This window comes from Streptomyces sp. NPDC088725 (genome assembly GCF_044751305.1).
In the GTDB taxonomy this organism is placed as follows: Bacteria; Actinomycetota; Actinomycetes; order Streptomycetales; family Streptomycetaceae; genus Streptomyces.
Map to the genome: position 1 here is coordinate 443,984 of NZ_JBIVLO010000005.1, position 13,324 is coordinate 457,307.

At 70.6% G+C, this 13,324-nt stretch carries 12 protein-coding genes and 1 pseudogene; 7 read left to right on the forward strand and 6 right to left on the reverse strand.

Features of this window, described 5'->3' with window-relative positions; translation table 11 throughout:
- Nucleotides 1-98 precede the first annotated feature (98 nt).
- Both ACIP6N_RS15355 and ACIP6N_RS15360 read right to left on the reverse strand, forming a co-directional pair.
- Nucleotides 99-332, reverse strand: coding sequence for a chaplin (locus tag ACIP6N_RS15355; RefSeq protein WP_401815843.1), 234 nt, complete (start codon nt 330-332; stop codon nt 99-101).
- Between the two features lie 278 nt (nt 333-610).
- Nucleotides 611-1,018, reverse strand: a complete 408-nt coding sequence (locus ACIP6N_RS15360; RefSeq protein WP_401816219.1) for a rodlin — start codon at nt 1,016-1,018, stop codon at nt 611-613.
- Between the two features lie 209 nt (nt 1,019-1,227).
- Between ACIP6N_RS15360 and ACIP6N_RS15365 the strand changes: the two genes are divergently transcribed.
- Nucleotides 1,228-1,638: a rodlin gene (locus ACIP6N_RS15365; RefSeq protein WP_401815844.1), complete on the forward strand. Its 411-nt coding sequence runs from the start codon at nt 1,228-1,230 to the stop codon at nt 1,636-1,638.
- 205 nt (nt 1,639-1,843) lie between these two features.
- On the forward strand, nt 1,844-2,251 hold the full coding sequence (locus ACIP6N_RS15370; RefSeq protein ID WP_401815846.1) for a rodlin: 408 nt from the start codon (nt 1,844-1,846) through the stop codon (nt 2,249-2,251).
- 110 nt (nt 2,252-2,361) lie between these two features.
- Here the strand turns inward: ACIP6N_RS15370 and ACIP6N_RS15375 are convergent, their stop codons facing one another.
- The gene (locus ACIP6N_RS15375; RefSeq protein WP_401815847.1) at nt 2,362-3,513 is read right to left on the reverse strand and encodes an FAD-dependent oxidoreductase; all 1,152 of its coding nucleotides are present in this window, start codon (nt 3,511-3,513) and stop codon (nt 2,362-2,364) included.
- A gap of 176 nt (nt 3,514-3,689) precedes the next feature.
- Nucleotides 3,690-4,379: pseudogene (locus tag ACIP6N_RS15380) on the reverse strand (TetR/AcrR family transcriptional regulator); the annotation flags it as partial.
- 107 nt (nt 4,380-4,486) lie between these two features.
- Between ACIP6N_RS15380 and ACIP6N_RS15385 the strand changes: the two are divergent.
- Nucleotides 4,487-5,284: an exodeoxyribonuclease III gene (locus ACIP6N_RS15385; RefSeq protein ID WP_401815848.1), complete on the forward strand. Its 798-nt coding sequence runs from the start codon at nt 4,487-4,489 to the stop codon at nt 5,282-5,284.
- A gap of 24 nt (nt 5,285-5,308) precedes the next feature.
- Here ACIP6N_RS15385 and ACIP6N_RS15390 read toward each other — a convergent pair whose 3' ends face one another.
- On the reverse strand, nt 5,309-5,935 hold the full coding sequence (locus ACIP6N_RS15390; protein WP_401816221.1) for a MerR family transcriptional regulator: 627 nt from the start codon (nt 5,933-5,935) through the stop codon (nt 5,309-5,311).
- Nucleotides 5,936-6,109: 174 nt separating this feature from the next.
- Between ACIP6N_RS15390 and ACIP6N_RS15395 the strand changes: the two genes are divergently transcribed.
- The 4 genes from ACIP6N_RS15395 to ACIP6N_RS15410 all read left to right on the forward strand — a co-directional run bounded on the left by ACIP6N_RS15395 (nt 6,110) and on the right by ACIP6N_RS15410 (nt 9,776).
- The gene (locus ACIP6N_RS15395) at nt 6,110-7,642 is read left to right on the forward strand and encodes a flavin-containing monooxygenase (protein ID WP_401815850.1); all 1,533 of its coding nucleotides are present in this window, start codon (nt 6,110-6,112) and stop codon (nt 7,640-7,642) included.
- Complete coding sequence (locus ACIP6N_RS15400; RefSeq protein ID WP_401815851.1) at nt 7,639-8,577, forward strand: alpha/beta fold hydrolase; 939 nt, start codon at nt 7,639-7,641, stop codon at nt 8,575-8,577. Before ACIP6N_RS15395 ends, ACIP6N_RS15400 begins: the two co-directional genes overlap by 4 nt.
- Complete coding sequence (locus ACIP6N_RS15405) at nt 8,574-9,485, forward strand: SDR family oxidoreductase (RefSeq protein ID WP_401815853.1); 912 nt, start codon at nt 8,574-8,576, stop codon at nt 9,483-9,485. Before ACIP6N_RS15400 ends, ACIP6N_RS15405 begins: the two co-directional genes overlap by 4 nt.
- 81 nt (nt 9,486-9,566) lie before the next feature.
- Nucleotides 9,567-9,776, forward strand: a complete 210-nt coding sequence (locus ACIP6N_RS15410; RefSeq protein WP_401815855.1) for a hypothetical protein — start codon at nt 9,567-9,569, stop codon at nt 9,774-9,776.
- A gap of 176 nt (nt 9,777-9,952) precedes the next feature.
- Here the strand turns inward: ACIP6N_RS15410 and ACIP6N_RS15415 are convergent, their stop codons facing one another.
- Complete coding sequence (locus ACIP6N_RS15415) at nt 9,953-13,264, reverse strand: S41 family peptidase (protein ID WP_401815857.1); 3,312 nt, start codon at nt 13,262-13,264, stop codon at nt 9,953-9,955.
- Nucleotides 13,265-13,324: the final 60 nt, after the last annotated feature.

Below are 13,324 nucleotides of genomic sequence, written 5' to 3' on the forward strand. Positions count from 1 at the left end.
GTGATATCGGTGGCAACTGATGCCGGTCCCGAAGCGCATGGCGGACGCTCCCTGGGACCGGCTCGACAACACCCCGGGGGCGGGGCGTCAGTGCGGTGTCAGCTGTTCACGCAGACGTTGCCGAAGGCCGGGTTCAGCAGGCCGATGACGTCGATGCTGTTGCCGCACAGGTTGACCGGGACGTGCACCGGGATCTGGATGACGTTGCCCGACAGGACACCGGGGGAGTTGACGGCCGTGCCCGAGGCGCCGGCGTCGGCGACGGCCGGGGCAGCTGCGCCCATGGCCATGATCAGTCCGGTGACGACGACTGCGGCCTTCTGGTGCTTCATCTGGAACCCTTTCCGCAGCGGCGATAACGTCCACACGACTGTCGTGGTCCGTGAGCGTCGCATTCTCAGCCCGTACGTCCGCTGCTGGAACTCCAACGACTCCGCAGATGCGAGGAAACTGCTGGCGATTGCGGGCTCGCGCGCGTTCACCCGAATGCCATGGAAATCCATGGGACCGAATGGTTTACACGTAAACGGAAACGCACGGGGCCGGCAGGGTCGTCATTGCCCCTGCCGGCCCGTCGCGCATGGTGCGTGGTGCTTATTGCGCGCGCTTATCAGCCGTTGCCCACACCGTTGCCCGAGAGGACGGGGATCGCGTTCAGGATGTGCGACAGCGGCTCGTCGCCCTTGGCCTGGGTCGAGTTGTCGGCGCACTGCTGGTTCTGCGGGTTCGCCAGGACGTTGACGTCCTGAACGGTGACCGGCACGACGCCGATGAGCGAGCCGGCGTTGACCTTGGCGGGCAGGCCGACGCAGAGGTCGTTCAGCGAGCCCTGGATGAGCTGCGCGTTCGGGCTCAGGTTGCCGCCGGTCGACGCGTTGCCGTAAGCCGACTGGGCCCCGTTGCCGCTCGCGGAGGTGGTGCCGGAGTCATTGCCGACAGCGAGCGCCTGCGGCGCCGCCATGGCGGACGCTCCGACGACAGAGGCGGCGACGGCAGCGCCGGCCAGAATCTTCTTGATCATCACGGTGCGTTTTCCTTTTCTCAGAATGCAAGTCGTGCGACCTGTACCAACCGTGAGGGCGTTATTTAGTTCCGCTACTTCACTCGATCGGCTTGCTGAACTGCGGTAATAGGCCATTGGAGTGAAGTGAAAGAACTAAACGAGCAGGAGGAAGTTGCTCAGTGCGCCCCGGGGACTTGGGGCATCCTTCAGTAAGGGGACTTATCGTGATCAAGAAGGTTCTGGCAGGCACCGCCGTAGCCGCCTCCGTCGTCGGCATGTCGGCTGCGGCCGCGCCGCAGGCGCTGGCTGTCGGCAATGAAGGCGGCACCACGTCCGCCAGCGGTAACTTCGCGAGCCAGGCGTACGGCAACTCGGCGACGTACGGCAACATGAGCCCGCAGATCGCGCTCATCCAGGGCTCGCTGAACAAGCCCTGCATCGGTCTGCCGGCCAAGGCGAACCTGGGTTCGCTGATCGGGCTCGTGCCGATCTCGGTTCAGGACCTCAACGTCCTGTCGTCGCCGCAGAACCAGCAGTGTGTCGAGAACTCGACGCAGGCCAAGGGCGACGAGGCCCTGTCGCACATCCTGGACAACATCCCGATCCTGTCCGGGAACGGCGCGGCCAACGGCTGATCCGCCGGCCGGGTAATCGTGCGAAGGGCCGGACCGCCGCCGGAATCGGGGAATTCCGCGGCGGTCCGGCCCTTTTCGCGCAGTGAGCCGGCCGGATAGTGCCTCTAGGCCGTTCGAGGGAATGGCCGCAACTATTTGTCGCAGTTCAAGTTTATAAGTTGGTACTCCACCGGTGGAGTTCTGACCTTTCTGGAAAGGCATCAAAATGAAGAAGCTGTGGGCAACCGCTGCTGTAGCCGCCTCCGTCGTCGGCATGTCGGCCGCCGTCGCGGCGCCCGCGATGGCGGTCGGCGACCAGTCGGGTACGACGTCGTTCAGCGGCAACGGCGCCGAGCAGGCCTTCGGTAACGCGTCGACGAGCGGGGACCTGAGCCCCCAGCTGGGCCTGGTCCAGGGCTCGCTGAACAAGCCCTGCGTCGGCCTGCCCCTCAAGGCCAACGTCGGTTCGCTCATCGGCCTCGTGCCGATCACGGTTCAGGACCTCAACGTCCTGTCGAACCCGCAGAACCAGCAGTGTGTCGAGAACTCGACGCAGGCCAAGGGCGACGAGCCGCTGTCGCACATCCTGGACAACATCCCGGTCCTCTCCGGAAACGGCGTCGGCAACCGCTGATTTGCCCCAGAGGCCCGGTCCGGCGCAGACGCGCCGGACCGGGCCTCTGCTGCGTCCGGATCACCTCAACGCGCCCACCCCTGTGGGGCCGAGCGGCCGTATGTACCGCGTCAGCCGGCCTGCTGGTAGGCGGCGAACTGGTCGAGCAGGCCCTGAGGCGCGTCCTCCCGGAAGCAGAGGTCGAGGTTGCGGGAGGATTCGGCGGCCGAGGCCTCGCTGCGCGGGAACAGTGCCTGCTCGTACGCGGTGAGCGCGGCCTCGGTGTCGCCGGAGTGGGCGGCGAGCGCGAGGCCCAGCTCGGCTCCGTCGAGCATGGCGAGGTTGGCGCCCTCGCCTGCGAACGGCGACATCAGATGGGCGGCGTCGCCGAGCAGGGTCACGCCGGGGACGCGATCCCAGCGGTGTCCGACCGGCAGCATGTGGATCGCCCGCGGGATCAGCGGGCTGTCGGCGTCGGCGACCAGCGCCCGCAGGCTCTCGTCCCAGTCACCGAAGTGCGCGAGCACGCCCGCCTTGGACGCTTCGGCGTCGGTGAAGTCGATACCCGCGAGCCAGTCCTCGGGGACCCGGAGTGCGGTGTAGATGTGCAGGCTGTCGTCGGGCTCGCGGTGAGCGAGGAAGCCCTTGCCCTCGCCGAGCGCGAAGAGCATGCCGCCGCCGACGACTGCGGCGCTGCCGGGGTGGCGGACATCGGCGTCCAGCAGATCACCCTCGACGAACGACAGGCCGGCGTAGGCGGGGGTGGCGTCGGAGACCAGCGGGCGGATCCGGGACCAGGCGCCGTCCGCGCCGATCAGCAGGCCGGTGGTGAAGGTGGAGCCGTCCGCGAGGGTGACCTCGTGGCGGCCCTCCGCGAGCGGGCGCGCGCCGGTGACCTTCGCGCCCCAGCGGACGGTGCCCTCGGGCAGCCCGCCGAGCAGAAGACCGCGCAACTGGCCGCGCTCGACCTCGGGGCGGGTGCCGTCGCCCTCGTCGTCCTTCGCCATGCGGACCACGCCGTGCCGGTCGAGGACGCGCAGGGCCTCGCCGCCGGGGTGGATGAGCGTGCGGAACTCGTCGTGGAGACGGGCGGCGTGCAGGGCGGCCTGCCCGGAGTCCTCGTGGATGTCGAGCATGCCGCCCTGCGCGCGGGCGGTCGGCGAGGCGTCCAGGTCGTAGACGGCGGCCTCGATGCCGTGGACGTGCAGGACGCGGGCGAGGGTGAGGCCGCCGAGACCGGCGCCGATGATGGCGATGGGGTGGTGGGTGTGCTGGGTGTTCAAGGTGTGACTCCTGGGGGATACGGGCGTGGCAACGCTCAGCTGGAGGTGTCCGGGGATGCGTCGGTGACCGCGGATACGGGCGTGTCCGGGGATGCGTCGGTGTCCGCGGATACGGGCGCGTCCGGGGACACGGCGGCTTCCGGGGATACGGCGGGCTCCGGCGACGGGGCGGCTTCGGGAGACGGCCGGGCGGTGTGGAAGATGCCGTTGATCAGCAGGCGGAAGCCCCACGACAACCGGGCTTCCGGCGCGCCGGAGATCAGGTCGGTGCCGAGCGCGGCGATGTGTGGGTGCGTATGGCTGGACACACCCCGCAGGGCGCGGGTCAGGGCGTCCCACTCGTCCCGGCTGTCGGTGGCGACGTCCCGGCCGGCGTGCTCGGCCGCGGTGGCGGTGGCGTACTGCAACAGCAGGTCCACGCCCCAGGACGCCTGCCCCGCGGGAACACCCCCCTCGTCCAGCAACGCGAGCAGCGCCTCGATCAGCGTCAGGTAATGCGCGCCGCTCGGCCGGGCCACCAGCGCCGACTGGGCCAGGCCGGGGTGTTCGAAGAGCACGGCTGTATAGGAGGTGAGCACCGCCTCCAGCCGCCCGGCCCAGTCGCCCTTGGCCCGCACGGGCTCCAGATCGACCGCGCCCAGAAGCTCGTCCAGCACCGCGGCGTGCAGCTCGGCGGTGTCGCGGACGTACACGTAGAGCGAGGCGGGCCCGGTGTCCAGTTCCTGCGCGAGCCGCCGCATGGTCACCCGCCGCATCCCCTCGACCCGCATGATCTCCACGGCGGCGGCAACGATCCCGGCCCGCGTCAGAGCCGGCTTGGCGGGCCGCTCGCGGCGGCTGCGTGGCGTATCGGTGTGGCCTGTCATGCGATCACGGTAACGAACATGTTCGTCACGAGCAAGTTCGTAGCTGGTCCGGTGGCGCACGCTTCGCCGGGATCGGGTCGTTCTCGCGCGGCCGGTAGTGTGCCTGGGTGCTTACTGTGACGTCCGTAAATGTGAATGGGCTCCGCGCCGCCGCCAAGAAGGGGTTCGTGGAGTGGCTGGCGGAGACCGCCGCCGATGTCGTCTGCCTTCAGGAGGTACGGGCCGAGCCCGAGCAGCTGCCGGCCGGGGTGCGGGAGCCCGAGGGGTGGCACGTGGTGTGGGCGCCCGCTGCCGCGAAGGGGCGCGCCGGGGTGGCTCTGCTCTCGCGGCGGGAGCCCGAGCGCGTGCGAATCGGTTTCGGGAGCGCGGAGTTCGACGCGTCCGGGCGGTACGTCGAGATGGACCTGCCCGGGGTCACGGTCGCCAGCCTCTACCTGCCGTCCGGTGAGGTGGGTACGGAGCGGCAGGACGAGAAGGTGCGGTTCATGGGCGAGTTCCTGACGTACCTGGAGCAGCTGAAGGTACGCGCCGCCGCCGACGGGCGTGAGGTGCTGGTCTGCGGTGACTGGAACATCGCGCACCAGCAGGCCGACCTCAAGAACTGGCGCGGCAACCAGAAGGCGTCCGGGTTCCTGCCGGAGGAGCGCGCCTGGCTCAGTGGCGTCTTCGGCGAGTCCGGTTATGTCGACGTCGTACGCGCGCTGCACCCCGGGCAGGAGGGGCCGTACTCGTGGTGGTCGTACCGCGGCCGCGCCTTCGACAACGACTCCGGCTGGCGCATCGACTACCAGGTGGCCACGTCCGGCCTCGCGGAGCGCGCGGTCAAGGCCTGGGTGGAACGCGCGGCCAGCCACGCGGAACGCTGGAGCGACCACGCACCGGTGACTGCGGTCTTCGAGCTCTAGGCGGCGCGCAGGCCGTTCGCCGGGTCAGGCGTCTCGCCGTGCGGGCAGGTGGCGGTCCAGGGCCATCGACAGCTCCGCCTCCACCACGCTCTTCGCGAGGGGGCGGAGCTTCGCCATGTCCGTTTCTCCGGTGTGGTCCTGGAAGGTCGACGTGAACAACGCGGCCAGCGCGTCCGCGTGTTCGCGTACGAGGCGGCTCGCTGCCAGGACCGTCGCCAGCGGGACGCCCTCGCGGACCACCGCTGAGGAGGCGTCCAGCAGGCGGCGGCTGATGTGCACTATCTCGTCGCCCTCGACCGCCAGGTAGCCGAGGTCGAGGGCCGTCGCCAGGTTCTCCGCGGTGACTTCGCCCTCGAAGTAGTCCGCCAGTTCCTCCGGGGAGAGCCGGACCGGTGTCTCCTCGGTCGGTTCCACCAGGCCCAGGGCCTCGCGCACGTCATGGCCGCTGTCGAAGGCGGCGGCGAGGTCCGCGATGCCGGTGAGGGTGTGGCCGCGTTCCAACAGGCCGGCGATCGTACGGAGCCGGGCGAGGTGGTGCTCGTCGTACCAGGCGATACGGCCCTCGCGGCGCGGTGGCGGGATCAGGCCGCGTTCGCGGTAGAAGCGCACGGTGCGCGCGGTGATACCGGCGGCCTCGGCCAGTTCCTCCACGCGGTACTCGCGTACGGGGTCCACGGCGTCCACGTCATCCACGCCGGTCAGCCTATGTCGTACCGCCGGTAACTTGTCCGGCTCGCCCCCTACCCGTCGGTACGCCGCTGCCCTACTCTCCTCACCGTGCCAGTAGTTACTGGCACGGTTGACGGTGCGGCAGGAGGCGGTGGCATGAGCCGGTACGAGCGAGAGCATGTACGGGTGGCGGTGATCGGGTCCGGATTCAGCGGACTCGGGGCGGCCGTACGGCTGCGCCGAGAAGGCGTGACGGACTTCGTCGTACTCGAACGGGGCGACTCCATCGGCGGTGCCTGGCGGGACAACACCTATCCGGGGTGCGCCTGCGACATCCCCTCGCACCTCTACTCCTTCTCCTTCGCGCCCAACCCCGAGTGGCCGCGCACCTTTTCGGGGCAGTCGTACATCAAGGCGTATCTGGAGCACGTCGCCGACACCTTCGGGCTGCGGCCGCATCTGCGGCTCAACCACGAGGTGACGCTGATGACATGGGACGGCGAAGCGCTCCACTGGGTGGTCGAGACCTCGCGGGGGACGCTCACCGCGGATGTGGTGGTCTGCGCGGGCGGGCCGCTGTCGGACCCGCGGACACCGGACATCCCCGGCCTGGCGGAGTTCCCGGGGAAGGTCTTCCACTCCGCGCGCTGGGACCACGACTTCGACCTGCGCGGCAAGCGAGTCGCCGTGATCGGTACGGGCGCGTCCGCGATACAGATCGTGCCCGCGATCCAGCCCGACGTGGCGAAGCTCGCGCTCTTCCAGCGGACTCCGCCGTGGGTGATGCCGCGCACCGACCGGGCCATCACGAGAACCGAACGGCGGCTGCACCGCGCGCTGCCGTTCACCGCGGCCGTGCGGCGGCGGTTCCTCTGGGGGGTCAGGGAGGCGCAGGTGCAGGCCTTCACCAAGCGGCCCGACCTGCTCGGACTCGTGGAGTCGCTGGCCAAGGCCAATATGGCCAGGTCCGTCAAAGACCCAGCGCTGCGGGCCAAGTTGACTCCGTCGTACCGCATCGGCTGCAAACGCATCCTGCTCTCCAGCGACTACTATCCCGCGCTCGCGCGGCCCAATGTCGAGGTCATCGCCTCCGGCCTCGCCGAGGTGCGCGGGTCGACGCTGGTCGCGGCCGACGGTACGGAGACGGAGGCCGACGCGATCGTCTTCGGGACCGGGTTCCACGTCACGGACATGCCGATCACCGAGCGTGTGGTGGGCGCGGACGGAAACACACTCGCCGACGCGTGGAAGGACGGGATGGAGTCGCTGCGCGGCGCGACCGCGGCCGGCTTCCCGAACTGGATGACGATCATCGGACCCAACACCGGTCTCGGGAACTCCTCGATGATCCTCATGATCGAGTCCCAGCTGAACTATCTGGCCGACTATCTCCGGAAGTTGGACGGCCTCGGCGGCCGGACCGGGGGAGTGGCGCTGGGTGCCAGGGCCTCCGCCGTACGTGCCTGGAACCACCGGGTGCAGGAGCGCATGAAGCGGACCGTCTGGAGCACCGGCGGCTGCACCAGCTGGTACCAGGACGAGAACGGCCGCAACTCCACCATCTGGCCCGGCACGACCACCGAGTTCCGCAGGGCCACCCGGCAGGTCGATCTGTCGGAGTACGACGTGATCCGCGCGGCCGGCGGACACACGAGCCGCGCCGGCAGCGAGAAGGAGACGGTCCGATGAGCCCGGTTCCTGCATTCCCGGTGCCGCCCGTGCCCCGCGAACTCACCGCGGTCTCCGCCGACGGCGCGCGTATACACGTCGAGTTGTACGGACCCGCCGATGCGCCCGCCGTGGTCCTCGCGCACGGCTGGACCTGCTCGATCGCCTTCTGGGACGCGCAGATCGCCGAACTCGCCGCCGGTCACCGCGTGATCGTCTACGACCAGCGCGGACACGGCCGTACACCGCTCGCCGATCACACCGGCCGCACCGGCTGTTCCTCCGACATCCTCGCCGACGACCTGGAAGCCGTCCTCGCTGCGACGCTGGAGCCCGGTCGGCAGGCCGTGGTCGTCGGGCACTCCATGGGTGGCATGGCCGTCATGGCGGCCGCGCGCAGGCCGCGTTTCCGGGAGCACGCGGCCGCCACGCTGCTGTGCAGCACCGGCAGTTCGCAGCTGGTCGCCGAGGCGTTGGTGGTCCCGCTGCGCGCCGGACGAATACGGACCCGGCTCACGCGCCGGATACTGCTGGCCCGTGCGCCCCTCGGTCCGGTCACTCCGCTCTCGACGCGCATGCTGGGTTACGGGACGACTGGCCCCGGCGCGGCACCCGAACGTGTGATGAAGTGCGTCCGGATCATTCATGACTGTCCTAGAGTGTCCCGGGTGGCCTGGGCGGAAGTCCTCGACGGGATCGATCTCGACGTGGGCAGAGGGGAGTTGCGCGTCCCCACCGCCGTGATCGCGGGTACGGCGGACCGGCTGACCCCGCCCGTCCACGCACGGGCCCTGGCCGCCGCGCTGCCCGACTGCCTCGGGATCACCGAACTCACCGGGGTGGGACACATGACGCCGGTGGAGGCGCCGGAAGCCGTCACCGGGGCGATTCGCGAGCTGGTCGCCACGTATGTGAGCACCAAGAGCACCAAGAGCACCCAGGAGGACGCCGTATGAGCCGTATGGGCAGCCCGGACGCCGTGAGGCGCAATGTCCTCGAGGGGCGGGTCGCCGTCGTCACGGGAGCCGCGCGCGGTGTGGGTGAGCTGCTGGCGCGCAAGCTCTCCGCGCGTGGCGCCACGATCGCGCTTGTCGGCCTGGAGGAAGAGGAGTTGAAGCGGGTCGCGGCCCGGCTGCACGGCGACTGCGACCACTGGTACGCCGATGTCACCGACCACGACGCGATGTCCCGGGTCGCCCAGGAGGTCAAGCAGCGCTTCGGCAAGGTGGACATCGTCGTCGCCAACGCGGGTGTGGCGTCCGGCGGTCCCTTCCTGGACTCCGACCCGGAGGCGTGGCGGCGGGTCATCGAGGTCAATCTGATCGGCGGCGCGGTGACGGCGCGCGCCTTCCTGCCGGTCCTGATGGAGAGCCGCGGTGGTTACTTCCTCCAGATCGCGTCGCTGGCCGCCCTCGCCCCCGCGCCGATGATGACCGCGTACTGCGCGTCCAAGTCCGGCGTCGAGGCGTTCGCGCACAGCCTGCGCGCGGAGGTCGGTCACAAGGGCGTGAAGGTCGGCGTCGGTTACCTCTCCTGGACCGACACGGACATGGTGCGCGGCGCCAACGAGGACGACGTCATGCGGGAATTGCGGGAGCGGCTGCCCTGGCCCTCGAACCGTACGTATCCGCTCGGCCCGGCCGTCGACCGGCTCGTCGCGGGGATCGAGCGGCGTTCCCCGCATGTGTACGCGCAGTGGTGGCTGCGCGGGATGCAGTCCGTACGGGGACACCTGCCGGGTCTCCTCGCCTCGGTCGGGCAGCGCGAGATGCGCCGGTTCGAACCACGACTCGCCGGGATCCGCACGGGACTTGTCGGTGCGGGCGGTCAGGCCGACGAGCGGGCGCGTACGCAGCGTCACTGATCAAAATGCGCGGGATGTCCGAACGTGTAAGTCTGGTCGAGCCCCACCCACCCCACGCCACCCCATCAGGAGTGAATTTCCATGGGCCTCGCAGACCAGTTCAAGGACAAGTCCGAGCAGCTCAAGAACGAGGCGCGCAAGCGCATGAGCAACACGGGCGACACATCCGACCGTTCCTCCGACGACTCCTCGGACCGCGGCGGTCAGCAGGGCCGGGACAAGGGCCAGGGGCGGGGCGGCGCCGCTGACCGCGTGCGGGACGAGACGGACGACAAAAGCAACGACGTCTGACCTCGCCAGAAGCCCTGACGCGCACGTGCGGGAGGCGCACCCGGACCACCGGGCGCGCCTCCTTCGCATGCCGCTTCCGGACCACCGCGCCTCCTCCGCATGCCGCTCCCGGAAGGCCGCCCGGAGGACGGCCCGGAAAGCCGCCCGCCCCGCCTGCCGCACCTGAAACGCCCCGCCTACTCCGCCTTCCGCAGCCCGCTCCTCCTCGGCGGCAGCTCCGGCCGCCGCAGGTCCGGCACCGCGCCGTACCCCGGCGGGGTCGCCGCCGGGTGCGCGGCCAGCAGGTCAAGCGCCACCCACACCGCGTCGTCCAGCTGCGCGTGCCGGCCCTCCGCCCAGTCGAGCGGCGTGCGCAGCGCCTCGATGTCCGGTTCCACGCCGTGGTTCTCGACGGACCAGCCGTACGCGTCGAACCACGCGGCGTTCATCGGGACCGTGATCACCGTGCCGTCGCCGAGCCGGTGCCTGCCCGTCATGCCGACCACACCGCCCCACGTCCGCTGACCGACCACCGGGCCCAGGTTCAGCAGCCGGAAGGCCGCCGTGATCATGTCCCCGTCGGACGAGGTCGCCTCGTCGGCGAGCGCGACGACCGGGCCGCGCGGCGCGTTCGAGGCGTACGAGACCGGCTGGGCGTTGCGGGTCAGGTCCCAGCCGAGGATCCGGCGGGTGAGCTTCTCCACGACCAACTCGCTGATGTGGCCTCCCGCGTTGCCCCGTACGTCCACGATCAGCGCCGGGCGCGAGACCTCAAGGCGCAGGTCCCGGTTGAACTGCGCCCAGCCGGAGCCGCCCATGTCGGGGATGTGCAGGTAGCCGCACTTGCCGCCGCTGATCTCCCGTACGACCTCACGGCGTTTGGCCACCCAGTCCTGGTAGCGCAGCGGCCGTTCGTCGATGAGCGGGACGATCGCGACCCGGCGCGGGCCCTGGCTCTCCGCGGGCTGGAAGGTCAGCTCGACCGTGGTGCCCCCGGCGGCGGACAGCAGCGGATACGGTCCCGCCACCGGGTCGACGGGCCGTCCGTCGATGTGGGTGAGGACCGCGCCCTCGCGGATGCCCGTACCGGCCAGCGGTGAACGGGCCTTGGAGTCCGAGGAGTCACCCGGCAGGATCCGTTTGATCAGCCAAGCGCCGTCCCGGCAGACGAGGTTGGCGCCGAGCAGGCCCATCGCCCGCTGGTAGTGCGGTGGTCCCTCGTTGCGGCGGGCGGGAGTGACGTACGCGTGCGAGGTGCCCAGCTCGCCGAGGACTTCGCGCAGCAGGTCCGCGAACTCGTCGGGGGACGCGACCCGTTCGACCAGCGGCCGGTACTGTGCGAGCACCGCGTCCCAGTCGACGCCGCACATCTCCGGCTCCCAGAAGTACGCGCGGATGATGCGGCCCGCCTCGTCGTACGCCTGGCGCCACTCCGCCTCCGGGTCGACCTCGTGCAGGATCCTGCGCAGGTCCAGATAGACGGTGGAGTCGCTGTCGCCGATCTCGGTGGCGGGCACCGCGCGCAGTTCGCCGTCGTCCACGACGACCAGCCGCGTGCCGTCGCCGCTCAGCGCGAACCAGTCCAGGTGAGCCACGAGTTGGGTCTTGCGCGCCTTGGTGATGTCGAAGTGTTCGAGGGTGGGGCGGCCCGACATGTCGGAGGGGTTGGCGAAGGTCTCGCCGAGCGCGCCCGAGATCGGCCAGCGCAGCCAGACGAGCCCGCCGCCGCTGACCGCGCGCAGCGCCGAGTACTTCGACGCGGTGACGGGGAACGGCGTGACCCGGTCCGCAAGCCCCTCGACCTCGACCATCACCGTTCCCTCACCCGTCTCGGTGACGGCCGGGTCGAGGCCGCCCGCCGCCGGCCGGCCGTCCGGCGTGAACGCGAACGGCGACGGCGTCGCGGAGGACAGCGGTACGAGGTACGGGCGGCAGCCCAGCGGGAAAGAGAGGTCACCGGTGTGGACGTCGTACACCGGGTCGAAGCCGCGCCACGACAGGAACGCGAGGTAGCGGCCGTCGCTGGTGAAGACCGGATTCTCGTCCTCGAAGCGGCCGTTGGTGACGTCGACGATCGTTCGGTCCGGACTGCCCGCGATCCGGGCCAGTTTGATCTGGCGCAGCGTGCGGCCGATGCCGGGATGGGACCAGGTCAGCCAGTCGCCGTCGGGCGAGAACGCGAGGTCGGCCACCGGGCCGTTGATGGACCGGATCAGCTCCGTCACCTCGCCGGAGCCCTCCGTCACCTCGCCCGCGGACTCCTCACTCGTGTCGAGGAGCAGCAGCCGGCCGTCGTTCGAGGCGATCGCGAGCCGTTCGCCGTCCGGCGCCGACACCATCTCGTGGACGCGGCCCAGCTGCCCTGAGGCCAGCCTGCGCGGCGGCCGGTCGCCGCTCGCGCGCGGCAGGTACGCGATCTCGACCGCGTCCTCGCCGTCCGCGTCCGTCACGTACGCGACCTGACCGCCACTGCCCAGCATCTCGGGGTGGCGGACGCGTACGCCGGGCGTGCCCGCGATGGTGCGGGCGGGGCCGTCGCGGTGCGTGAGCCAGTAGAGGCTGCCGCGTACGGAGACGGCGCTCGCGCGGCCCGTCGTGTCCACGGAGATCGAGGCGACGTGGCTGGAGGCGGGCACCTGATAGCCGCGCCGCCCCGCGCGCTGCCCGCCGAGCCGTACGTCCAGCTTGCGCGGCACGGAATCCGGGGCCAGCGCGTCGATCAGCCAGAGGTCGCCCGCGCACTGGTAGACCACCCGGCGGCCGTCGGAGGAGGCGTGCCGCGCGTAGAAGGCGTCGTGGTCGGTGTGCCGGCGCAGATTGGAGCCGTCGGGCAGGCAGGAGTAGAGGTTGCCGACGCCCTCGTGGTCGGAGAGGAAGGCGATCCGGCCGTCCACGAACATCGGGCAGTCCAGATGGCCGCCGAGATCGGGCAGCAGCCGTTCGCCGTGCAGCCACAGCCGTCCCATGGCGCCGCCCCGGTAGCGCTTCCAGGCGGCGGGTTCGTGCGGCGGCTTTCCGGTGAGCAGGAGCGTGCGGTGCTCCCCCGCGAGCTCCGCGACGGCGAGGTCGGCCACCGGTCCCCAGGGCAGCGCGCCGCCGGGCGAGCCGTCGGTGGGGACGCTGTAGGCCCAGGAGAAGTACGAGAAGGGCTGGCCGTGCGAGGAGACGGCGAGGATCTGCGACGCGCCGTCCTCGTCGGGCGGGGTCCAGCCGCAGACGCGCGTGTCGGTGGAGCCCCAGTAGCTGAGCCGCCTGGCCGGGCCGCCGTCCACCGGCGCGAGGTGGATCTCCGGGTCGAGGCTGCGCCAGGTCGTGTAGGCGATGTGCCGGCCGTCGGGCGAGAAGCGCGGATGGCCGATCCTGGTGCGGTCGACGGTCACCCGCCAGGCACGCTCCGGCCGCTGCCCGGCCGGCACGAGCGGAGCCACCCAGAGGTCGTCCTCGGCGGCGAAGCACAACAAGTCGTCGTGGAGGTGCGGGAAGCGGAGATACGCGACGTCGTCACTCACCCCCCAATGCTTTCCGCGTGGCGGGGGCCCGGCAACTTCTGGGCCGGACTTTTGTCCGGC

Bases quoted from the DNA above. Each gene is read 5' to 3' on its own strand.
- ACIP6N_RS15400 (WP_401815851.1), top strand. From the start codon at position 7,639: ATGAGCCCGGTTCCTGCATTCCCGGTGCCGCCCGTGCCCCGCGAACTC.
- ACIP6N_RS15405 (WP_401815853.1), top strand. From the start codon at position 8,574: ATGAGCCGTATGGGCAGCCCGGACGCCGTGAGGCGCAATGTCCTCGAG.
- ACIP6N_RS15395 (WP_401815850.1), top strand. From the start codon at position 6,110: ATGAGCCGGTACGAGCGAGAGCATGTACGGGTGGCGGTGATCGGGTCC.
- ACIP6N_RS15355 (WP_401815843.1), bottom strand. From the start codon at position 332: ATGAAGCACCAGAAGGCCGCAGTCGTCGTCACCGGACTGATCATGGCC.
- ACIP6N_RS15370 (WP_401815846.1), top strand. From the start codon at position 1,844: ATGAAGAAGCTGTGGGCAACCGCTGCTGTAGCCGCCTCCGTCGTCGGC.
- ACIP6N_RS15410 (WP_401815855.1), top strand. From the start codon at position 9,567: ATGGGCCTCGCAGACCAGTTCAAGGACAAGTCCGAGCAGCTCAAGAAC.